Raw genomic sequence first — 21,049 nt, 5'->3', positions numbered from 1 at the left:
ACCCGCCCTCTTTCTCTTTTTGCTGATGGTGGGCTGCCGCGCCGCTGGCCCAGGCACACCCGCGCGCACCGTCGCCTCGTTTTTTAACAAATACGAAGGGCGCCCCGGCTTCAAAACCATGGACTGGTCGGCCGACCTGCTCGAACGCCTGGCCCTGGTGAAAGCCGCCAAGCTGCTCGGCGGCTCCGACCTCACCGACGGCATCACCGGCATCCGTTCGGCCAAAGTCATCAGCTTCGCGCCCACCACCGGCTCGGCCCGCGACCTGGCCGAGCAGGGCCTGCGTCAGGAAGCCAGCGGCATCCTGGTCGGCGAAAAGTACACGCCGCTCTCCGGCGCCGGCTTTGGAGGCAGCGACTACTCCGTTTCCACCCGCGGCTCGGGCGACAAAGTCTCGGAATTCGCCGCCCTCGGCACCCTGCCGGATGTCGCCGACTCGTTTGTGCTGGTATCGGTGCAGGGTAACTTCACCAGCGCCCAGGTAGCGGCCCTGAGCAAATACCTGCCGCAACTGGTGCAGGCTACCAGCAAATAGCGAGATTCAGCTAAAAACGGCACGGCCTGTCGCGCGGGGAACCTCCCCCCGGCCCCTCTCCAAAAGAGAGGGGAGCCGGATGCCAACCAAACAGAAAGCCCCGGCTCAATCTTGAGCCGGGGCTTTCTGTTTTTACAAATTGAGCTGGTTCTTGTGCCGTGGCTCCCCTCTCTTTTGGAGAGGGGCCGGGGGTGAGGTTCCGGCGAGCGAGATGCTTCGACAAGCTCTGCATGACGTTCTTTTTACTCTCCTCTAGGCCTCAAATGGTTACCGCCCCTTACCCATCAACGCCTCAATGTCATCGGCTTGCAGCGGGATGTTGGCCATCAGGTCCTCGTTGCCGTTGGCCGTGAGCAGGATGTCGTTTTCCAGGCGAATGCCGAGGCCTTCTTCCGGTATGTAGATGCCCGGCTCCACGGTGTACACCATGCCGGCTTCGAAGGTGCGGTACTTGTAGCCCACGTCGTGCACGTCGAGGCCCAGGTAGTGGCTGGTGCCGTGCATGAAGTACTTCTTGTAGAGCGGCGCGGCGGGGTCCTGGTTCTTCACGTCGGAGGCGTTGAGCAAATCAAGCTTGATGAGCTCCTGCTCCATGCACTCGCCCACGGCCTGGTGGTAGGCTTCGATTTCGCCGCCGGGCACAAGGCGCGTTTTGGCGAAGTTCATTACCGTCAGCACCGAGTCGTACACCTGGCGCTGGCGTGCCGTAAACTTGCCGTTGACGGGAATGCTGCGCGAGAGGTCCGCGGCGTAGTTGGCGTACTCGGCGCCGAAGTCCAGCAGAATCACCTCGCCGTCCTGGCACTGGTTGTCGTTGGTGGTGTAGTGCAGCACGCAGGCATTTTTGCCGCTGGCCACGATGCTGCCGTAGGCCGGCCCGCGGCTGCGGTTGCGCATGAATTCGTGCACGAGCTCGGCCTCAATCTCGAACTCCCACACGCCCGGTTTCACGAAGCCCAACAGCCGCCGAAACGCCTTCTCGGTGATGTTGCAGGCTTCGCGCATCACCCGGATTTCCTCGGGGCTCTTGATGGCGCGCTGGCGGTGCAGCAGCGGCGCGGCGCGGCGATAGGTGTGCAGCGGGTACTGGCTCTGCAGCGACTTAATGAAGCGGGCGTCGCGGGTTTCCACTTCCACTACAGCCCGGATGTGCTCGTTGGAATTCAGATACACGTTTTCCGCCTCGTTCATCAAAGCAGGGAGCACCGTCTTGAAGCTATCGAGCCACATGATGCTGCGGATGCCGGAGTTGGTGCGGGCCTCGTCCTTGGTCAGCTTGTAGCCCTCCCAGATGAGGATATGCTCGGAGGTTTCTTTCAGGAACAGAATTTCGCGGTGCTGCGGCAGGCGCGCGTCCGGAAAAATGACCAGAATGCTCTCCTCCTGGTCGACCCCGCTTAGGTAGAACAAGTCGTTGTTTTGCCGGAAGGCCAGGGTGCCGTCGGCATTGGTCGGCATGATGTCGTTGGACTGAAAAATGGCCAGCGAAGCCGGCGGCAACTGCTCGCGAAAGCGGCGGCGGTTTTCAACAAAAAGCTCGGGGGCCAGGGGGCGTAGCGCATGCGATGGATTGGTTGGGAATGGGGCCCGCAAGTTAGGCAGGCAGCTGTTGAGGCGGCGAGCCCTGCTTCCCATGAGTTGGCCTAAGCGCCAAAAAGCCCTCGTCTGGGCGAACGAAGGCTTTTTGGCAAGTAGTGGCCGGAGTCTACTTCTTGGTTTTGGTCATCACTTTGGTCGACTTGTTGGCCTTGTAGCGCATGTCGGCGGTGCCATCGGCTTTGCGGGGGCCGGTGGTTACCTGGGTGCTCTTTTTGTTTTCCGAGTAGCGCATGTCGGGCGTGCCATCGGCCTTCATTTTGGTGCTGGTGGTGGTTTTGGTATTGCCCGAGGGCGTGGTCATGGTGCTCGACTTGGTCATCGTGCCCTGGGTCTTGGTGCTGGTCGACGACTTGGTCATGCCCGCGGGGTTACTCATCGTGGTCGACTTCGTGGTCGTAATCTTGCCCGGTTGCTGCGTCCGGGTGGTCATTTTCGAGGCGCTGGTGCTCACCTTGGTGGTGGCCGTGGGAGCCGGGGCCGTGGTGGGGGTTTGGGCTAGGGCAGCGCCACCAAGCAGGCTCAAGGAGAGCAGGAAACCAACAATGCGTTTCATAACAGATGCCAAAAAGGGTGAAAAGATGAGCAGTTTACGGGGCGGTCGGCTCCGTAGTTCGTTGGCAATGCATCCTTTTTCTGCCTCTTTACAAGCCGGTTGCGCAGCGGCAGCCCGCGGGCGCGGGCAGGGTTTTCAGCACTCATCAGCCAAGTGACAGTTGAGCTAACTGCCAAGCTCCCGGCAAGTAGTATCAAGCAGATTATTCGCTGTCATCAGCCACCTGAGCGGACATTACCCTTGCACCTTTTCACCGCCGGGCAACCAGCCAAAAGCGGGTCCATATTTAAGACTTTAATAATTATCCGATTTATTATGACTAATAACTTGCATAATAGATTCAAAATATATTACTTTGGCAAAATCTTCTGCAGGCCCTTTAAGCTCAACCGGCTCAAATAAAGAGCTGCAGGCGTCGCCGATTTCTTCACCCTCCATCCTTTCACCTAATGAAAAGAACGATTTACTCTTTCCTCATGGCTGTAGCCGTTATGCTTGCTACCGCCAACTTCGCTCACGCCACGGCCAGCCGTTCGCCGCTGGCCAAGAGCCCAACCGCCAAGGGTGCTGCTGCCGTGTTTGCCAAACTCGGCATTGGAGAAGGAAAGCCCGTAACGTCGCCCGCCAAGCTCAACCGGCAGCTACACCGCATGCAAATGCAGCTCCAAGCCAAAGCCAAGCAGCAGGCCCGCGAAAATCGCCGCCGCTACCAGAGCAACGGCTACCGCTAGAATCATCCGGTGGGAGCCTTTTTCACCCACCGCTATCAACTAAAAAAGCCCCTTGCCAATACCGGCAAGGGGCTTTTCTTTATGGGCAATAACGGAATTAAGCCGTTACCTGTGCTTCTAGTTTCTGAGCCAGCACGTGCTTGGGCACGGCACCAACTTGCTTGTCAACGATTTGGCCGTTCTTGAACACCAACAGCGTCGGGATGCTGCGGATGCCGAACTTCATCGAGGTCTGGGGGTTGGCGTCAACGTCAACTTTGCCCACAATGACTTTGCCTTCGTACTCGCCGGCCAGTTCTTCCACTACGGGGCCCACCATGCGGCAGGGGCCGCACCATTCGGCCCAGAAATCGACCAATACGGGCTTGTCGCCGCTGATGATTTCGTCAAAGTTGGCGTCGGTTATTTCAATTGCTTTGTGTCCCATTACGGTTTGGGTTGGGTTAAGATTAGTCTGGCGTGTACGGCCAACGGGGTCGCAAGGTAGCAGATTGGATGGTTAAACAGAGTGTACGGGGGAAAGTTCAGAAGGGCTACCTCTCCGGCCGTGAGGCCCGGTGAATGGCTCAATTAGCTATGCGAAAGCTCGAAAAGGGATGCCAAACGGAAAGCAGCATTTTAGCGGTTTCTAGCCCAATCAACCCTCCAGGGCTTTAAATGAGCGTGCAGACCTCCATTTCCATTTCGTGCATCTTCTGGATAAACGTCTTTGGCTCAATCTGGAAACGGCGCGAGAACATGTCGACGGCCAGGTGCTCGTGGGGCTCCACAAACTGGATTTCGAGGCGCTTGCTGCCGGGCGCGTGGTCGATGGCGTCCTGCAAGCGGTCGAGCATGGGGCCGGTCACTGTGCGCAGGTCCAGCTTCACGCGCACGCCTTTGCTGCGCTTCTCGGCCACGTCGGCCAGGGGCTCCATCGTGAGGATGCGCAGGTCCCACTGGTCTTGGGTGTGGCGGCGCAGCTCCTGCTTGAGGCGCACGTACATGGGCGGCACCTGCTCGTTGGGGTAGTTGCGCGGGTTGATGAGCGGCGCAAACTTGGTGTAGTCGTCGCGGAACAGCGCCGGGTTGATGCTGGTCTCGTAGTCCTCCAGGGTGAAGGTGCAGAAGGGCTGGCCCGTTTTGGTGGTCTTGAACAGGACGTTGTTGATGAGGCCCGCCACGGCCAGCTCCTTGTTCTTGATTTCATCCACCTTGTCGAGGCCGCAGGTACAATAGGCGTCCAGTTCCAGCTTGTAAGTATCGAGCGGGTGGCCCGAAAGATAGAAGCCCACCACTTCCTTTTCGCGGCGCAGGCTGCTCGGTTTTGCTCCAGGGCTCCATCTCGTGCATCTTGGGCAGCGGCGCGGCCACGGCCCCGAAGGCACCCGCCCCGAAGAGGCTGTGTTGGGCTGATTCCTTGGCGGCCTGGTGCTGCTGGCCCATTTTCATGGCCTTCTCGATGAGATTCTGGTCTCCAGCAGGCGCATCTAGATATAGGCGGCGGTGCTTACCGAAACCGTCGAACGCGCCGGCTTGAGCCAGGCTTTCAAAGGTTTTCTTATTCACGGTGCGCAAACTCACGCGCTTGGCAAAGTCGAAAATATCGGAGTATTCGCCGCCTTTCTCGCGCTCCTCCACCATGCTTTCCACCGCGAGCTCGCCGGCCCCCTTCACGGCGCCCATTCCGAAACGGATGGCGCCCTCCTGGTTCACGTTGAACTTGAGCAGGGATTCGTTTACGTCGGGCCCAAGCACGGGCACGCCCTGCTTGCGGGCTTCTTCGATGAAGAACGTCACCTTCTTGATGTCGCCCATGTTGTTGGTGAGCACGGCGGCCATGTACTCGGCCGGGTAGTTGGCCTTCAGATAGCCAGTTTGGTAGGCGACTACGGAGTAAGCAGCGGAGTGCGAGCGGTTGAAGCCGTACTCGGCAAACTTCTCCATCACGTCGAAGACTTCGTTTGCCTTCTTCGCGGGAATATCGTGCAGCTTCTTGGCGCCTTCGATGAACTTCTCGCGCTCCAAGGCCATCTTTTTCATGTCCTTCTTGCCCATGGCGCGGCGCAGCAAGTCGGCACCGCCGAGCGAGTAGCCGGCCAGAATCTGAGCCGTCTGCATAATCTGCTCCTGGTACACCATGATGCCCTGGCTGTACTCCAGGATGGGCTTGAGCAGGTCGTGCGGGTACACCACTTCCTCGCGCCCGTGCTTGCGGTTGATGAAGTTCGGGATGAACTGCATCGGGCCCGGGCGGTAGAGGGCGTTCATGGCAATCAAGTCCTCGATGTTGGTGGGCTTGAGGTCCTTGAGGTACTGGCGCATGCCTTCCGATTCAAACTGGAAGGTGCCGATGGTATCGCCGCGCTGGTACAGGGCGTAGGTCTTTTCGTCGTCGAGCGGAATGTCGTCGATGTCGATGGTCACGCCGTGGTTGCGCTCAATCAAACGCAAGGCATCCACGATGATGGTCAGGGTTTTCAGGCCCAGGAAGTCCATCTTCAGCATGCCGGCGCTCTCAATCACCTTGCCGTCGAACTGCGTGATGAGCAGGTCTGAGTCCTTGGAAGTGGAGACCGGAATGTACTTCGTGATGTCATCCGGGGCGATGATGACGCCGGCCGCGTGAATGCCGGTGTTGCGCACCGAGCCTTCGAGCCTGCGTAGCCAGGCGCAGAATCTGGCCCTTGAGGTTGTCGGCCGACTCGTCGCGCCGAATCATGTCTAGCTCCTGGTTTTCGGCAAAGGCGCCGGCCAGGGTGGTGCCGGGCTTGTCGGGCACCATCTTGGTGAGGTCGTTGGTTTGCGGCAGCGGCAGCTCCATGGCGCGGGCCACGTCCTTGATGCTGGACTTGGCGGCCATGGTGCCGAAGGTGATAATCTGAGCCACCTGCGTTTTGCCGTACTTATCCACCACGTAGTCGATGACTTTCTGACGGTTCACGTCGTCAAAGTCGATGTCGATATCGGGCATGGACACGCGCTCCGGGTTCAGGAAGCGCTCGAACAGCAGCGAGTACTTAATCGGGTCGATGTTGGTGATACCTACGCAATAGGCCACCGCCGAGCCGGCGGCCGAGCCCCGGCCCGGGCCCACGGCTACGCCGATGTTGCGGCCGTGGTTGATGAAGTCCTGGGTGATGAGGAAGTAGCCCGCAAAACCCATGGTCTGGATGATGCGCAGCTCATAATCAAGCCGTTCCTCAATTTCGGGTGTGCGCTCGGAATAGCGCGGCGGTTTGCTCATCGTCACGATGCCCTTGCCGGCGCTGGGGCCGAAAGCGCCCACGTAGGTGAGTTCCCGCAGAAACTCGTCGGCGTTAGCAAAGGGCGCCGGAATGGGGAAGTTGGGCAACAGAATGTCGCGCGCCAGCTTGGGCGGCGTGATTTTGTCGACAATCTCATTGGTGTTGTCCACGCTGTCGGGCCGGTCGATGAACAGCTCGTTCATCTGCGCCTGGTTCTTGAAGAAGAACTGGTCGTTGGCAAAGCCGAAGCGGGTGTGCGGCTTGGGCTTTTGCAGCTCCTCGTCGATGCGGCGCAGCTGCTTCTGGGCATTTTCGTCGCGCCCGTAGTTGCTGCGCAGGTTGTCGAGCAGGTCGTATTTCACCTCGCCCTTGCTCGTGAGTAGGGTGTAGTAGTTGGTGCGGATGTCGCCGACTGGGATGCTGTGCTCCTCGCCGGTGTTCACGCACAGCAGCAGGTCGTGGGCGGCGTAGTCGGTTTGGTCGACGTAGTGCGAGTCGTTGGTGCAGATAACCTTGACGTTGTACTTCTTGGCGAAGCCAAGCAGTACCTGGTTCACGTCTTCCTGGCTTTTGCCGGTGCCGTCGAAGTTCATCAGGCCGTGGCGCTGGATTTCGATGTAGAAGTCCCCGCCGAACACGTCGAGCCACCACTTCAGCTTCTCCTCGGCCTCAGCTTCGGTCCCGAACAAAATCGTCTGCGGAATCTCGGCGCCGATGCAGCAACTGGTGGCAATTAGGCCCTCGTGGTACTGCAGCAGCAGCTCTTTGTCGATGCGCGGAAACTTAGAGTACAGGCCCTCGATGAAGCTCATGGAGCAGAGCTTGCTCAGGTTGTGGTAGCCGGCCTGGTCTTTGGCCAACAAGAGTTGGTGGTGGCGCACGTCCCTTTCCCCTTTTTCCCGGCTGAAGGCCTTTTTGTGGCGGTCCTGCACCATGTAAAACTCGCAGCCCACAATGGGCTTCACGTTGTACTTGTTGGCCTCGGCCACGAAGTTGAACGCCCCGAACATGTTGCCGTGGTCGGTGAGGGCCACGGCGGGCATCTCGTCCTTCTGCGCCTTCTTCATCAGGGCCGAAATGCTGGCCTGGCCGTCGAGCAGCGAGTATTGGGTGTGCGAGTGAAGGTGCGAGAAAACGGGCATTAGGCGCTGCGCTTAATGAGGAATGAAGAATGAGGAATGAAGAATTGTCGTTTGGGAATTCTTCATTCCTCACTCTTCATTCCTCATTTTAGTAAAGATACCCCCGGCTGGCGGGCATTCCCAAACCCCATTTCCCTGCTGCCTGATTCCCTGAGCGCTGCGTTTTTTGGTATGGGTTGTTGCTAAAGATGTTTCCCTTTAAGCAAGGATGTCGACCTTGTATGAACGCGCCATGGCGCGTTCAATCGTTGAACATTAATCGTTCAACGGTTCCACCACCCTCGTTCTGGCGCCGAACGCGCCATGGCGCGTCCCTACATTCTGACCATAATTCCTACTTGGCTGGGGCCTGCACCTGCAGCACCTCCCCTACTTTCACGTTGCCGTCGAGCTTACCATTCCAGGCCTGGAGGTCGGCTACCTTCACCGCATAGCGGCGGGCAATACTGTACAGGGTTTCGCCCTTAGCTACGGTGTGCTGAATCGCCGTTTCCGTCGCCGCAACTGGCCCCGATGCCGCCGTTCTGGGCACGTATATCGCCGGATTTGCCCGCCGGCTGCCTGGGCTGGCTGCGCGCGCTGGCGCAGTTGGAACAGGTACCGCAGCTGGCTGTGGCTCCCGCGACTTAAGCACCAGCACCTGCCCCACGACCAGGCTAGCCGGAGGTGTCAGGTTGTTCAGCGCCATCAGTGTGGCGGGGGATACCTGATAGAGCCGGCTGATGGAGTACACCGATTCGCTCGGCCCCACGCGGTGCGTGGCAGGAATGGTTGCAGGGGTAGTAGCAGGGGCTGCAGCGGGCAAGACAGCCGGAGTGGCGGCCGGTTTGGGTGTGGCAGCAACAAGTTTAGGCGGAGCCGCCACCGGGCGGGGGCCGCGGGTACTACCGGTCTGGCAGGCGCCGGGGTGGGCTCCGGGGCGGGGGCAGAAATAGCCGGGCTGCTTGCTACCGGCGGCGTAGCTGGCTCAACTGCGGGTGTTGGCTCTGGCTCTGCCTCGCTGGGCTCGTCTGCCAGCGGCGTTGGGGCCGGGGCCGAAGCAGGGGCGGAAGTTGAGCTACCACCGGCTCGGGCGCGGCGGCCGGCAGAGGAGCCGGGCGCATGGGCTCAGACTCTGTTGGGCGTGCAGGCACTTGCGCTGGTGCGGGGGCTGGAGCCTGGGCTACACCCCCGCATTGCGGCTCGGCAGCGTCTCGCCCCACCCATCCTGGGCATCGGGCTCTACGCGTGGGCGTCGGGCCGAGCCTTTCCGTTTGATTTTAGTTTTGGTGACAACTTTCACCGGCTGCTCAACTACCTCGACCGGCTCGCTGGCGGCGGGGCGGGCAGCGACAGCCGGGTGCTCCAGGCCCCGGCCTTCGGGCAGGGCGCGGTATTCCACGGCTACTTCGCGGGGGCGCACGTGCCGGAGCCACAGCACCCGGCCGGCACTGGGCTGCTCGATGCGCGACATGCGGTTTTTGGCCAGCACGGCTTTTTTGCGCATGCCGTATTTCTGGGCCACGTCGAACACGGTTTCGCCGGGCTGCACCACGTAGTAGTCTACAGCGCCTGCGTCGCGCTTGCGCTGCAGGTAGTAGGGGCGGCCGGTTATGACCGGGTCAAAGGCGGTGATTTCGTTGTCGCGCAGGAATTCGCCCAGGCGTTTTTTGCCGCGGCGGGCCAGGTCGGCGGTGGTTTCGCCGGGCAGGGCAATGAGGGCGCGCAGGCCGTTGAGCTGCACCTCGGCCGCGCTGGTGGCGCTTACCTCAGGCGCCGTAAGCAGCTCTTTGGTGCTCTGAATGCGTTGGTTGGCAATGATGCCGGCGGCCTGGGTCACGTCGCCGATGGGCACCAGCAGGGTGTAGGGCCGGCCAGCGGGCACGGCCGCGGCCAGCAACCAGCGGTTGTGCACGGCCAGCGCGGCGGGCTCGGTGTGCAGGGTGAGGGCCTGGGCTTCGAGGGTTTGGCCGGCCACGGCGGGAAACTCCTGCAGGCGCAGCGGCGGGTGCGGGTTCAGGCCGCAGTAGGGCTCAAAGGCTACTTTCTGAGCCAGAAACATCAGCACGTAGGGCGAGGTAGCCTCGGTGATGGCCATTTCGGTGGCATCGAAGTCGGTGGGCAGCACAAAGGGCTTTACGCCGCCCAGGCCGGTGTTGTAGCTCAGCAGGGCGTTGAGCCAGTTGTGCAGGCTGACGTTGTTGCGGCTCAGGTAGCGGGCGGCGGCGCGGGTGCTGGCCGTGAGGTGCTTGCGCTCGTCGACCTCGTAGTTCATCAGCAGGCCCAGGTCGGCGGCGGTTTCGCGCTTGAACTGCCAGTAGCCCACGGCGTCGTGCACGCTCTGGGCGTTGCCGAGCAGGGCGCTTTCCTGTAGCGGCAGGTAGCGAAAATCCAGGGGCACGCCTTCTTCCTGCAGCACCCGGTCGATGATGGGAAAGGCGGCATCGGCCAGGTCCACGCGGGCTTGGAACGAAGGCTGGTGCCGGCGCAGGCCGTCGGCCTTTTGCTGCACCAAGCGTCGGGCTTCTTCGTTGAGCACCAGGTGCAGGCCAAATACATCGAAGGCGGCGGGCACCACAGCTTGGGGGCGGGCGGTGCTGGGTTGGGCTGCCCCGGGCGTAATAAAAGCCAGGGCCAATGCCAGAATTAACAAAACAGGATTTCGCATAAGCTACCCGGGCAGGAGGCGGCCACCGCGGCTACCTCCTGCCCGAAGATGCAAAGAACCTCAATTTTGGCCAAAAAACGGCCACTTCCTTAGGGAGGGCCGCCCGCCCCACCCCGCCGGCCCCCGCGGTCGGGCCGCCCAAAGCCTCGCTCGCCGCGGCCTTCGCGCGGGCCATCGGTTCGCTCGGCGGGGGCCACCACGTTGCCGCTGCGGATGTTATAGGTGAACATCAGCATGAAGTAGCGCTGCAGAATGGTGGTTTGTACGTCCTCGTAGTACGCCTCGGTCACGTTGCGCTGGATGGCGCGGTTCTGGCCCAGCAAGTCGAAGGCATACACCCGGATTTCGCCGCGCTGCCCGGGGAAAACTTTCTTGCCCAGGCTGGCATTCCACAGCAGGTACTGTTGGTTGTAGCCCGCAGACAGGCCCGAATAGGCCTGGTGCACAAGGTCGGTTTGCAGGTTGATGCCCGGGCCCACAATCCAGCCCAACCGGAAGCGCGTGACCTGCGCGAAGTAGTTGGTGTTGAGCCGCGCCTGCAGGGTGTTGCGCACAAAGTTCTGGCTGGAAGTGGTCGAGGCCGTGAAATCCAGGTTGGGACTGATGTTGGAGCTGAGCGTGAGGCCCGCCCCGAACGAGGGCACGCGGGCGTAGTTCAGGCCGCCGTTTACGATGCCCGGCGTCTGCGTGAAGTTGGCGTTCAAGCTCAGGTTCACGTTGGTTTTGATGGGCTTGATGGGCCGGCCGTAGCTCACCAGCGAGCGTAGGGTGTACTGCTGGCTCAAGTTGGTGGGCTGGGTGAGCTGGCCGCCGGCCGGCAGGCGCACGCCGGGCGCCCCCTCGGGCACCACGGTGGTGTCGCGCGAGGCGACCAGCGTGCGGTTGGAAATCGGGTTCTGGGTGTAGGAGCCCGACAGCAGCGCGAAGAAATTGCTGGCCACCTCGGGGCTCGAGGCCGTGTAGCGGAAGTTGACCGAGTGCTGGAATTCCTGGCGCAGCGTGGGGTTGCCGATGCTGAGCTGCAGCGGGTTGGCGTTGTTCACCACGGCCTGCAGCTGGCTCACGTTGGGCGGGTTGGTGCTGGTGCGGTAGTTGAAGCGCAGGTTTTTCTGCCGCGTGAAGCGGTAGTTGACGTTGGCGTTGGGCAGCACGTTTACGAAGGTGTAGCGCCCGATGCTGGGCCGCGGGTACTGCGCGTCGCTGTACAGCTCCGAGTACTGGCCCGACAGCCCCACGCTGGCCTGGTACTTGGGCGTGATGTGCCGGTAAGTCAAACCGCCCGACTGGGTTAAGTAGTAGTTATCGAACACGTTGCTCAGGCCCGTGTTGAGCTCGCGGGTGTCGCCGGTGAGCAGGTCGTAGGTGTATTTATTGGAGCTGTTGGGCGCGTAGTTGATGGTGTAGTTGCCTTGCAGCACGTCCTGCCGGGTCAGGGCCTCGGTCAGCGAGAGGTTGGCGTTCATGCTGCCGCCGTTCTGGTTGAGCAGGCTGTTCTGGTTGAGGTTGTTGAGCGCCGAGCCCGTGTCGAGGGTGCGCAGCGTCGAGTTTGACTCGCGCTGGCTGTAGGTGCCGCCCACGCTCAGGCTGGCGGTGCGGCCGGCCTTGGCAAAGCGGTGGCGCAGCAGCAGGTCGCCGCCCATGTTCAGGCCTTCGTTTAGGGAGGCATAGTTGCTTGTGATGCGGCTTTGCTCCTCGCCCGAGCGGCGCGTGAGGCCCACCACGTTGCTGCCCGCCTCGTTCTGCTGGTAGCTGAAGCGCGGCCGGAACAGGATGGAGTTGGCCGAATCAATCTTGTGCTCCAGGCGCATGTTGAAGCGCTGGTTGGTGTTCAGGCCGTTGGTGTTGGCACTTTGGGTGTAGGTGGTACTGGCCTGCTGGGGCAGCACGTACTGCCGCTGGGTGCTGCTGAGCAGCGTGTTGTTGGCCCGGTTGAAGAAGTAGCTGGCCGAAAGGTCGGTCTTCTTGTTCCAGGAATCCGAGTAGTTCAAACCCACGGCGTTGGTTTTGGTGATGCCGCCATTCTGGTTTACCAGGAAGTCGCCGGCGTTGCCGCCATTGCCCCCGCCGCCCTGGCCACCGCCACCTCCCCTGCCGCCGCGGCCGCCGCCGCCCTGGTTGGAATTGCCCACCACGCCCAGCAGGTCTTCGGTGCCGAAGTTCTGCTCGTTCACGTTGTTGGACTGGGCCAGCACCGAAATGCGCTGGTTGCCTTTGAAGTTGTTTACGTTGCCGCTGGCTTTGTAGCGCTCGGGTCCCGCCCCGGCCAGCACCCGCCCAAACGTGCCGTTGCGGAATTCCACCTTGGTCACGATGTTGATGGTCTTGGTGGTGTTGCCGTCGTCGAAGCCCGAAAAGCGGCTCTGCTCGCTGCGCTGGTCGAATACTTCCACCTTGTCCACCATCTCGGCGGGCAGGTTCTTGAGCACGGCGTCGGGGTCGTTGCCGAAGAATTCCTTGCCGTCGACCAGCACGCGCTGCACGTTTTCGCCCTGGGCCTGCACCTTGCCGTCGGTGCCCACGCTCACGCCCGGCATCTTCGTGATGAGGTCCTGGGCGTTGGCGTCGGGGTTGGTTTTGAAGGCCTTGGCGTTGAACTGCGTGGTATCGCCCTTCTGCACCGATTGGGCCGCCTGGCCCGTCACCACCACGCCCTTGAGCTGCACGCCGCCGGTTTGCAAAGCCAGCGTGCCCAGTTGCACGGGCGCCCCATTCACGGCTACATTCTGCCGGATTTTCTGGTAGCCCACGAAGGATGCATCCAGAATGTAGCGTCCGGCGGCCACGTTATCGAACTGAAACCGGCCATCAGCATCGGCCGCCGCGCCGGTTTTCACGGAGTCGGGCAAGCGGATGAGCAGCACGTTGGCGCCAATGAGCGGCGACTGGTCTTTGCCGTCGGTCACGCGGCCGCTCACGGTGGTGGGCGCCTGGGCGCGGGCCGCACCCAGCCCAATCAACGAGAAAAACAGTACCGGTAGAAGCCGCATAAGAACTGAAGAAAGCAACGGAAACTCAGTCTGACGGCTCAATGCCGGGCAGGGTTTGCAAACCAGTCAAGCGGGCGCGGCAGCTATTTCTTGCGCAACAGCAGCAGCCCATCGCGCAAGGGTAGAAAAACCGGCTCTACCCGAGCGTCTTGGGCCATTTTGTCGTTGAAGGCGCGCACAAAAGGCGTGTCCTTGTCGCCGCTTTTTACCTCGTGCGTGGGCAGCACCTTGCCGCTCCACAGCACATTGTCGACGATAAGCAACCCGCCCGGGCGCACCTGCCCGATGACTGCCTCAAAATAAGCGTCGTTGCTCCGCTTATCGGCGTCAATAAAGACCAAGTCCCACTCTTCATCGACCAAGCCGGGCAAAACGTCGAGCGCTGCGCCGATGTGCAGCCGAACCTGCTCGGTAATACCGGCAGCAGCCACATAGCGCCGGATGCGCGGCTCCTTTTCCGGGTCTATCTCAATGGTGTGCAGCAGGCCATCGGCTGGCAGCCCCTCGGCCAGGCACAGCGTGGCATACCCGCAAAACGTGCCGATTTCCAGCACCCGTCGGGGCCGCATCAGGTGGCTCAACAAACTCAGGAACCGGCCCTGCACGTGGCCGCTGCTCATGCGCGGCATCAGGGTTTGCAGGTGGGTTTCGCGGGTGAGTTGGGCCAGTAGCGGCGGCTCGGGTGCGGTGTGCAGTTCGGCATAAGCCAGGATGGGGTCTTGGTTCATTCGTCGTTAGAACTGGCTACGGCTTTAGAGGCAGTGCGTAGATGAATGTGCTGACGCTGGTACGCCAGAAACTCAGCCCCTAATTGATGCAGAGGCTTATAATGCAACCTGCCTGGCAGCCCAATTAGCGCCAAATCTTGGCCAATCGCGAAACTCCCGAGGTCGAAAAGCACGTGATGGTTGGGGCATAGGCAAAGCACATTGGCCAGCACATCGGGCCCATGGTGCGGCGCACCGAGCGGCTTGATATGAGCGGCTTCGGCATACAAGCCCGATGGACTCTGCAATTGAGTATCGCACATCTGACACCGGTATTTGTACATGGTTTTCACCTGCCGCGTCACCGCGGTATCACGAATGAGCCTTGAAGTAGTGGCTTCGTAACGCGGGGCTGCTTCCTGCGCTGTCGAGGAGGCATCATCCAACAAATCGGGTAACCCATAAGGGAGCGGCTCGCTCGGCATGACGACTACCGGCTCCAGCCGAAATCGAAACACTCCGAAACCGGATTTTCCAGTCGTAAACTGATGGCTCGTCACTCTAAACAAGCCTTCATACCGAAAAGCAGCCCCATTAGAAGAGGTGCGAACTTTCCGGTAAACCCGTACGGGACGACCAGTTGCCTCGCTGCGAGCCAAGCCCAAATTAGCATCAGTTAAGGTCTGGTCGGTTACCTGCTTGCCGCTTTCGGGGTCGCGCCCGCCGTGGCCGGTGTAGAGGATATAATCCTCGTGCACCTCGTCGTCCTCGTACTTATCGGACAGCACAATGCTTTCGGCGCCTTCTTTTTGCGTGGCACAGATGCCGGCTTGCCGAGGACGATGCTGCCGGTGTAGCGACAGCTCCAGGCGTGACTCAAATAAATCGCCTGGGCGCGCGGTCCCTACATGCCCGAATATCGGCACACTCATTTCCCCTCGGGCACGTACTGCAGTACGCTCAGATGCTCATCCGTGAGTACTTCGTTGGCCATGTCGCGCAACTCGGCGGCTGAAATCAGCTCAATTTTCCCGAAAATCTCGCTAAGCGGCTCCACTCGGCCCAGGTCGAGGGTGCTTTTGCCGAGGAGCTGCATCATGCCGCTGTTGCTTTCCTCACTCATGGCGAGCTGGCCCATGGTGGTGCTTAGCGGTATGCAGCTGATTGGTGGTCAGAGGTTTTTCGCGCAACAGCTTGAGCTCCTTCTGCACCAGGCTCAGCGTGCGCTTTACCTGCTTGCCTTCGGTGCCGAAGTAGATGCCAAACAGGCCGGTATCGGTGTAAGGCGAATACGTGCTGTCGATGGTGTACACGAGGCCGTACTTTTCCCGCACCGCCAGGTTGAGCCGGGAGTTCATGCCCGGGCCGCCCAGGATGTTGTTCAGCATGAAAAACGGGATGCGGCGCGGGTCGCTGAGCGGATAGGCGGGGCCGCCCACCAGGCAGTGCGCCTGCGATATGGGCCGGGTTTCGACTTGGGTTTTGCGTTGGTAGCCGCCCACCGGGCGGCGTACGCGCGGCCCAAGCTTGGCCGGCAGCGGCGCCAGAAACTTGTCGGCTAGCCGCTTTACCTCCTTGAAAGGCAGGTTGCTCACGGAGCTGAACACCAGCCGGTCGGTACGCATCTGCTCCTGCAGGAAGGCATGGAAATCGGCGGTCTGGAAGCGGCTCACGCTCTCGCGGGTGCCCAGGATGTTCACGCCCAGCGGATGGTCGCCGAACACCACCGTGTCGAAATCGTCGATGATGGCATCTTCGGGCGCGTCCTGGTACATGCTCATTTCTTCCAGAATCACGCCCCGCTCCTTCTCCACCTCGCGGCCCGGAAAGATGGAGTGGAACGTGAGGTCCGTGAGCAGCTCAAACGCGCGCTCGAAATGCGTGCTAAGTAGGGCGGCGTAGAAGCAGATTTTTCCTTGGTGGTGTAGGCGTTCAGCTCCCCGCCCACGGTTTCGAGGCGGTTGAGGATGTGGAACGACTTGCGCTTTTCGGTGCCCTTAAAGGCCATGTGCTCCCAAAAGTGAGCCAGGCCCTGCTGGTGCGGGGCCTCATCGCGGGAGCCAATGTCGAGCAGGAAGCCGCAATGCGCAATTTTGGTGTGCAGTACCTGCTTGTGCAGCAAGCGGATACCATTTGGGTATTCGTGGATTTCGTAGTCGGGCATAGGAAGGACAAAGGTACCGGACGCTGCGCGTAATGAGTCATAAACAAGTGGGCTGGCAGAATTGCTTCGGCGGCGCCTACTTCTTTATCCCACCGAATTCAGGGACTGAAGCAGCTGGTCTACCTCAATGCCGTAGGCGCAGCGAAAGTGCCCCAGCGGGCAGGCGCCGTGCCCGTGCAGCCCGCATGGCTTGCAGGCCAATGGCTCCCGGGTTTGCACCACGAACGACACCGGCGCGAGCGGCCCAAACCCAAACTCCGGCACGGTGCTGCAAAACACCGCCGTGACGGGCGCCCCCACGGCCGAGCACAGGTGCATGGGCGCCGAGTCATTGACGTAGTTCATCACGGCCCCGCGCATGAGCGCGGCCGAGGCCAGCAGGTTCAGTTTGCCAGCCAGGTTGGTTAGGTTGGCGCGGCCACTGGCGGCGGCCAGGCGCTCGCAGGGCGCTACGTCGGGCGGGCCGCCCAGCAGGTACACGCGCAAGTGGGCCGGCAGCGCCGCCAGCAGCTCCAGCCACTTTTCCTCCGGGTATTGCTTGGTAAACCACACGGAAGTGGGCGCCAGGCAGACGTAAGCCCCCTCAGCAGCAAAAGCAGCAGCCGTGGCCTCATCAGCCGCCGAGGGGTACAGCTTGGGCTTTGTTATTGAGGAATGAGGAATGAAGAATGGAGAATTACCGCCCGTCGATAACTCTTCATTCTTCATTCTTAATTCTTCATTGCCGCCCAGCAGCGCCAGATTGCGCACCACCTCGTGGGTGCCGTCGCCGATGTTGTGCGGCACGCGCCGGGTGAAAAACCGGCTCAACGGGTTTTTGGCAAAGCCCACCCGCTCCGGTGCCCTCGAAAAAGCGGTGAGAAATCCGGTGCTGGCAAACCGCTGCAGAGTTACTACCCGCCCGTAGCCTGTGGCCCGAATCTGGCGCAGCAGCTGCCACAGGGCGGCGTATTTGCGGTGCTTTTTATCCCAAATCAGCACCTGACGCACGTAGGGGTGGCCGGCCAGCAGGCTTTCGTTGCCCCGGCGCACCAGCACGTCTACCGGCGTATTGGGCTCGGTGCGGTGCAGGTGCTCCAGCAGCGCCGTCATCAGAATAACGTCGCCGATGAAAGCGGTTTGAATGAGCAGCGTAGCGGGCGGGGCGGTGGGCATAAGCGAAGGACAAAAGTACGACGCGCGGGCAGGGCTCGCGTTTTTCAGGCTGCCATGCTTACTAAAAGAACGGTCCTGCTGAGCGCAGTCGAAGCATCTCGCTCGGGGAACCTCACCCCCTGCCCCCTCTCCAAATAAGAGGGGGCACCGGAATCGCAGCTTTTGAAATCGTTCGGCTCCCCTCTCTTTTGGAGAGGGGCTGGGGGTGAGGTTCCTGCGGGTCCGATCAGCAGTACCGTTCCTCTCTTTTAAGGGCTGAGACACTTAAGTTTCAAAGGCACCTTACCCATGGGTGCATCTGCATTTGTACAGCCCCGATTCCACTTCTAAACCGATATAAAAGCAAACAGGGCCGCCGTGCACCTTCGTGCGCAGCGGCCCTGTTCTTAGCTGGAAGCCGGCTTTGTTAAGTCAGCTGCGCGGGGCGGTTGATAACTTCCTCGAGCGAAATGAGCGTTTCGGTACGCTCGATGCCATCGATGGGCTGGATGCGGTCGTGCAGCACGTCGCGCAGGTGCTGGGTATCGCGGCACACCAGCCGGGCAAAGACGCCGTAGGCCCCGGTAGTGAAGTGAATGCTCACCACTTCAGGGATGTCGCGTAACTGGTGCACCACGCTGGTATACACCGAGCTTTTGAGCAGGTAAATGCCCAGGAAGGCATTCACGCCATAGCCCAGCTTTTGGTAATCGATGCGGAGCGTGGCGCCCTGCACGATACCCAACTCCTCGAGCCGGGCCATGCGCACGTGCACGGTGCCGCCCGAAACGTTGACCTTGCGGGCAATTTCGGTGTAAGGCATTTTGGCATCCTGAATGAGTAGGTTCAGGATATTCCGGTCGGTGTCATCAAGTTCGTAATTTCGAGCCATTTTTTGCAGAAAGAAATTTAATACAACGCAAAATTAGCGGTATTAAATTGAATTTATTGTAAATTTTGAGTTAAACAATGCATTAGTTTGTATCACCTTGGTTCTTAACTTACATTTGTTGTAATCCAAGGCAGAAGGCTGTGGCAGTAAAACCGGGTGAGGAAATTGGGCACCAAACGCTGACTGTTCAGCTTTATTGCCCGTTTATCTCCCTATGAGAGGATAACTCCTTTCGCAACTGTTGTGGTTGGACACAGAGGAGAAGAGGGGAAAAACGGGGTACTGCATCTGGGTGGATGCACGCCTCACATTTGGAAGAGGCGACCTCTGGGTGGGGGTCGCCTCTTCGCGTTTTCAGTCATTTGCGATAATCTATGCTTGCCTAAGCCAGCGCCCCTAGCGGGCGGCTACCGGCGCCTGCGGTCCACGGTACTGCTTCAGGCCAGCTTGCAGGAAGGCGCTGAATTGAGCCACGTCGGGCTCGTAGGCGATAGGGGTTACCAGGGGCTTGCTGGTCGCGTCGTCGGGGTCGATGATGACGTAGTAGGGCTGCGCATTGAAGCCGTAACGGGTCACCTGCAGGTCGGCATTTTGCTTGCCCAGGGTGGTCTTGAGCTGTTTGTCGCGGGCCGAGGTGTACCACTCCTTCTCGGGCAGCTCGGTTTTGTCGTCCACGTACAGGGCCACCACCACGTAGTCGTTGCGCAGGCGCTCGAGTACTTGCGGGTCGCTCCACACCGTCGCTTCCATCTTGCGGCAGTTCACGCAGGCGTGGCCCGTGAAGTCGATGAAAATGGGCTTTTTCTGGGCGCGGGCCACGCGTTTGGCCTGCTCCAGGTCGAAATAGCCGTCGAGGTTGTGGGGCAATTCGAGAAACTCGCCAAAGCGCGGCGCTTCGTAGCCGGCGCTGCGGCCCGCAGCAGCCACGGCGGGACTGCCGCCGTTACTGGCCGTGGCCAGCGAAAAGTCGCGCTTGGTCTGGGGCGGCAGGTAGCCGGCCAACAAGGGCAGCGGCGCCCCAAACAAGCCCGGCACCAGGTACACGGTGAAGGCGAAAGCCAGCACGGCCATCAGCAAGCGACCCACGCTGAGGTGGTCGAGCGGGGAGTCGTGCGAGAGGCGGAACTTGCCCAGCAGGTAGAAGCCGAGCAGGGCCGAGAGCACAATCCAGAGCACGATGTACACGTCGCGGTCGAGCAGGTGCCAGTGGTAGGCCAGGTCGGCGGTGCTCAGGAATTTTAGGGCCAGCATCAGCTCCACAAAGCCCAGCACCACCTTCACGGTGTTGAGCCAGCCGCCGGAACGGGGCAGGCTTTTCAGCCACGACGGGAAAATGGCAAATAGCGTAAACGGCAGCGCAAACGCCAGCGAGAAGCCCAACATGCCCACAATGGGCTGAATCCGCTCGCCGCGGGCCGCCAGGCTCAGAATGCTGCCCACGATGGGCGCGGTGCACGAAAACGACACCACCACCAGCGTGAGGGCCATAAAGAAGATGCCGGCCCAGCCGCCTTTGTCGGCCTGGGTATCCACGGTATTCACGATGTTGTGCGGCAAGGTGATTTCGAACAAGCCCAGAAACGACAAGCCAAACACCACGAAGACCAGGAAGAAAATAACGTTCGGCAGCCAGTGGGTACTGATGAGATTGGGCCCATCTTCGCCGAGCAAGGCGGAGACGAGCACGCCCACCAGCACATATATGGCAATGATGCTGGCGCCGTACACCAGCGCCTTAAAGATGCCACGCTGCCGGCTGTCATTGCCGCTGGTGAAGAGCGAGACCGTCATGGGCACCATCGGGAAGACACAAGGTGTAATCAGGGCCGCCAGGCCGAAGGTGAAGGCCAGCAGCGCAAAGCTCCACAGGCCGCCGGCCTTGCTCACGGGGTTTTCTGGGGTTATGGCCGTGGCGGCGGGTGCCGCGGCGATTACGTCAGCGCCTTGAGCAGCGCTAGGCGCCGCGGCAGCAGTTGAGCCAGCCGGCCCGGTTGCAGGGGCCAATTGAGCGGCTGAATCAGTAGTTGCCGGAGCCGTAGCAGTTGCAGGGGCCGGGGTACCAGCCGGGGCAGCCGCTACCGCCGGGCTCGCCGGAGCAGGAGTCGCGGCAGCGGGCGGCACGGCACCAGTGGCTTTGGCTGCGGGGGCGGCGCCCGTCACGGCTATCGGGCCGAAGCGCAGGGTTTCGCTGCCGGGCACGCAGCGGCCGTCTACCGTGGTGCAGCTCTGGTACTCGGCATCGGCCGAGACGGTGAGCGGGCCGGGCTGCAGCACTTTGATGCGCTGCCGCATCTGGCCGGTTTTTTCCCAGAAGGCTACCTCGCCTTTAAATACCTCGTCCTGCTCGTGGTGCGATTTGATGGATTGCAGCTTGCCTACCAGCGCGTAAGCGGGATTAGGCTTGAAGGTGAGCGTAAAAACCACCGGGCCTACCTCGTCGCTAAAATCGGAGGCGTACAGGTGCCATTTGTCGTCGATGCGGGCGTTCACCACCAGCTCAATTTCCTCCCCTACCTTGACCGTGGGCCGGCTCAGGGCGGTGCTCAGGTGGGTGGGCGTGAGAATCTGAGCCGTAGCGGGCCCGACCATACTTACCCAGAGCAACAATAAGTTAACCAGCAAAAAATTCTTCATAACAGCAAACCAGAAGCACCGTGTAATGTGTTACCTCTTCCTGATGAAAGAAGGTTCTAACTGCAGATTCCGTTCCCGGCAAATTGCCGGCGCAAAT

Annotated in this window: 17 protein-coding genes and 1 pseudogene; 2 read left to right on the top strand and 16 right to left on the bottom strand. The window is 60.8% G+C overall.

Annotated elements, in window-relative coordinates; translation table 11 throughout:
• Positions 1-25 precede the first annotated feature (25 nt).
• Positions 26-535 (top strand): DUF4252 domain-containing protein, encoded by a 510-nt coding sequence (locus tag ACFQT0_RS10570; RefSeq protein ID WP_380202579.1) that lies wholly within the window; start codon positions 26-28, stop codon positions 533-535.
• 267 nt (positions 536-802) lie between these two features.
• Here the strand turns inward: ACFQT0_RS10570 and ACFQT0_RS10565 are convergent, their stop codons facing one another.
• The gene (locus ACFQT0_RS10565; protein ID WP_380202577.1) at positions 803-2,128 is read right to left on the bottom strand and encodes an aminopeptidase P N-terminal domain-containing protein; all 1,326 of its coding nucleotides are present in this window, start codon (positions 2,126-2,128) and stop codon (positions 803-805) included.
• Positions 2,129-2,240: 112 nt separating this feature from the next.
• Complete coding sequence (locus ACFQT0_RS10560) at positions 2,241-2,687, bottom strand: hypothetical protein (RefSeq protein WP_380202576.1); 447 nt, start codon at positions 2,685-2,687, stop codon at positions 2,241-2,243.
• 476 nt (positions 2,688-3,163) lie between these two features.
• Here ACFQT0_RS10560 and ACFQT0_RS10555 point away from each other — a divergent pair, with 476 nt between their 5' ends.
• Positions 3,164-3,418 (top strand): hypothetical protein, encoded by a 255-nt coding sequence (locus ACFQT0_RS10555; RefSeq protein WP_380202575.1) that lies wholly within the window; start codon positions 3,164-3,166, stop codon positions 3,416-3,418.
• A 97-nt stretch (positions 3,419-3,515) separates the two neighbouring features.
• Here the strand turns inward: ACFQT0_RS10555 and trxA are convergent, their stop codons facing one another.
• The 14 genes and pseudogenes from trxA to ACFQT0_RS10485 form a co-directional block, all read right to left on the bottom strand.
• Positions 3,516-3,845, bottom strand: coding sequence for a thioredoxin (trxA, locus tag ACFQT0_RS10550; RefSeq protein WP_092677057.1), 330 nt, complete (start codon positions 3,843-3,845; stop codon positions 3,516-3,518).
• 226 nt (positions 3,846-4,071) lie between these two features.
• Positions 4,072-4,695, bottom strand: a complete 624-nt coding sequence (locus ACFQT0_RS10545; protein ID WP_380202573.1) for a hypothetical protein — start codon at positions 4,693-4,695, stop codon at positions 4,072-4,074.
• The gene (gene dnaE / locus ACFQT0_RS10540) at positions 4,604-6,043 is read right to left on the bottom strand and encodes a DNA polymerase III subunit alpha (protein WP_380202571.1); all 1,440 of its coding nucleotides are present in this window, start codon (positions 6,041-6,043) and stop codon (positions 4,604-4,606) included. The genes ACFQT0_RS10545 and dnaE overlap by 92 nt, the downstream gene beginning before the upstream one ends.
• Positions 5,994-7,787, bottom strand: a complete 1,794-nt coding sequence (locus ACFQT0_RS10535) for a PHP domain-containing protein (RefSeq protein ID WP_380202569.1) — start codon at positions 7,785-7,787, stop codon at positions 5,994-5,996. Before ACFQT0_RS10535 ends, dnaE begins: the two co-directional genes overlap by 50 nt.
• Before the next feature lie 334 nt (positions 7,788-8,121).
• Complete coding sequence (locus ACFQT0_RS10530; protein WP_380202567.1) at positions 8,122-8,592, bottom strand: LysM peptidoglycan-binding domain-containing protein; 471 nt, start codon at positions 8,590-8,592, stop codon at positions 8,122-8,124.
• A gap of 142 nt (positions 8,593-8,734) precedes the next feature.
• A complete protein-coding gene (locus tag ACFQT0_RS10525; RefSeq protein WP_380202565.1) occupies positions 8,735-8,890 on the bottom strand; it encodes a hypothetical protein in 156 nt (51 codons plus the stop codon).
• A gap of 59 nt (positions 8,891-8,949) precedes the next feature.
• Positions 8,950-10,404 (bottom strand): lytic transglycosylase domain-containing protein, encoded by a 1,455-nt coding sequence (locus ACFQT0_RS10520; RefSeq protein ID WP_380202563.1) that lies wholly within the window; start codon positions 10,402-10,404, stop codon positions 8,950-8,952.
• A 119-nt stretch (positions 10,405-10,523) separates the two neighbouring features.
• Positions 10,524-13,421: an outer membrane beta-barrel protein gene (locus ACFQT0_RS10515; RefSeq protein WP_380202561.1), complete on the bottom strand. Its 2,898-nt coding sequence runs from the start codon at positions 13,419-13,421 to the stop codon at positions 10,524-10,526.
• Between the two features lie 83 nt (positions 13,422-13,504).
• Positions 13,505-14,149 (bottom strand): O-methyltransferase, encoded by a 645-nt coding sequence (locus ACFQT0_RS10510; protein ID WP_380202559.1) that lies wholly within the window; start codon positions 14,147-14,149, stop codon positions 13,505-13,507.
• On the bottom strand, positions 14,146-15,060 hold the full coding sequence (locus ACFQT0_RS10505; protein WP_380202557.1) for a YDG/SRA domain-containing protein: 915 nt from the start codon (positions 15,058-15,060) through the stop codon (positions 14,146-14,148). Before ACFQT0_RS10505 ends, ACFQT0_RS10510 begins: the two co-directional genes overlap by 4 nt.
• Positions 15,057-16,292 (bottom strand): annotated as a pseudogene (locus tag ACFQT0_RS10500) (M16 family metallopeptidase). The gene ACFQT0_RS10505 and the pseudogene ACFQT0_RS10500 overlap by 4 nt, the downstream one beginning before the upstream one ends.
• A gap of 84 nt (positions 16,293-16,376) precedes the next feature.
• The gene (locus ACFQT0_RS10495) at positions 16,377-17,447 is read right to left on the bottom strand and encodes a glycosyltransferase family 9 protein (protein WP_380202555.1); all 1,071 of its coding nucleotides are present in this window, start codon (positions 17,445-17,447) and stop codon (positions 16,377-16,379) included.
• Positions 17,448-17,853: 406 nt separating this feature from the next.
• Positions 17,854-18,318, bottom strand: a complete 465-nt coding sequence (locus ACFQT0_RS10490) for an Lrp/AsnC ligand binding domain-containing protein (protein ID WP_380202553.1) — start codon at positions 18,316-18,318, stop codon at positions 17,854-17,856.
• 396 nt (positions 18,319-18,714) lie between these two features.
• Positions 18,715-20,907, bottom strand: coding sequence for a protein-disulfide reductase DsbD family protein (locus ACFQT0_RS10485; protein WP_380202551.1), 2,193 nt, complete (start codon positions 20,905-20,907; stop codon positions 18,715-18,717).
• Positions 20,908-21,049: the final 142 nt, after the last annotated feature.

Origin of the sequence: Hymenobacter humi (genome assembly GCF_042665855.1) — a bacterium.
GTDB classification, from domain to species: Bacteria; Bacteroidota; Bacteroidia; order Cytophagales; family Hymenobacteraceae; genus Hymenobacter; species Hymenobacter humi.
This window is presented reverse-complemented; position numbering and strand designations above follow the sequence as displayed.

Excerpts from the sequence above, each read along its gene's own strand:
- ACFQT0_RS10495 (WP_380202555.1), bottom strand. The coding sequence starts at position 17,447 with ATGCCCACCGCCCCGCCCGCTACGCTGCTCATTCAAACCGCTTTCATC.
- ACFQT0_RS10485 (WP_380202551.1), bottom strand. The coding sequence starts at position 20,907 with ATGGTCGGGCCCGCTACGGCTCAGATTCTCACGCCCACCCACCTGAGC.
- ACFQT0_RS10510 (WP_380202559.1), bottom strand. The coding sequence starts at position 14,149 with ATGAACCAAGACCCCATCCTGGCTTATGCCGAACTGCACACCGCACCC.
- trxA (WP_092677057.1), bottom strand. The coding sequence starts at position 3,845 with ATGGGACACAAAGCAATTGAAATAACCGACGCCAACTTTGACGAAATC.
- ACFQT0_RS10490 (WP_380202553.1), bottom strand. The coding sequence starts at position 18,318 with ATGGCTCGAAATTACGAACTTGATGACACCGACCGGAATATCCTGAAC.
- ACFQT0_RS10555 (WP_380202575.1), top strand. The coding sequence starts at position 3,164 with ATGGCTGTAGCCGTTATGCTTGCTACCGCCAACTTCGCTCACGCCACG.
- ACFQT0_RS10515 (WP_380202561.1), bottom strand. The coding sequence starts at position 13,421 with ATGCGGCTTCTACCGGTACTGTTTTTCTCGTTGATTGGGCTGGGTGCG.
- ACFQT0_RS10560 (WP_380202576.1), bottom strand. The coding sequence starts at position 2,687 with ATGAAACGCATTGTTGGTTTCCTGCTCTCCTTGAGCCTGCTTGGTGGC.
- ACFQT0_RS10570 (WP_380202579.1), top strand. The coding sequence starts at position 26 with ATGGTGGGCTGCCGCGCCGCTGGCCCAGGCACACCCGCGCGCACCGTC.
- ACFQT0_RS10525 (WP_380202565.1), bottom strand. The coding sequence starts at position 8,890 with ATGCGCCCGGCTCCTCTGCCGGCCGCCGCGCCCGAGCCGGTGGTAGCT.
- ACFQT0_RS10535 (WP_380202569.1), bottom strand. The coding sequence starts at position 7,787 with ATGCCCGTTTTCTCGCACCTTCACTCGCACACCCAATACTCGCTGCTC.
- ACFQT0_RS10505 (WP_380202557.1), bottom strand. The coding sequence starts at position 15,060 with ATGAGTGTGCCGATATTCGGGCATGTAGGGACCGCGCGCCCAGGCGAT.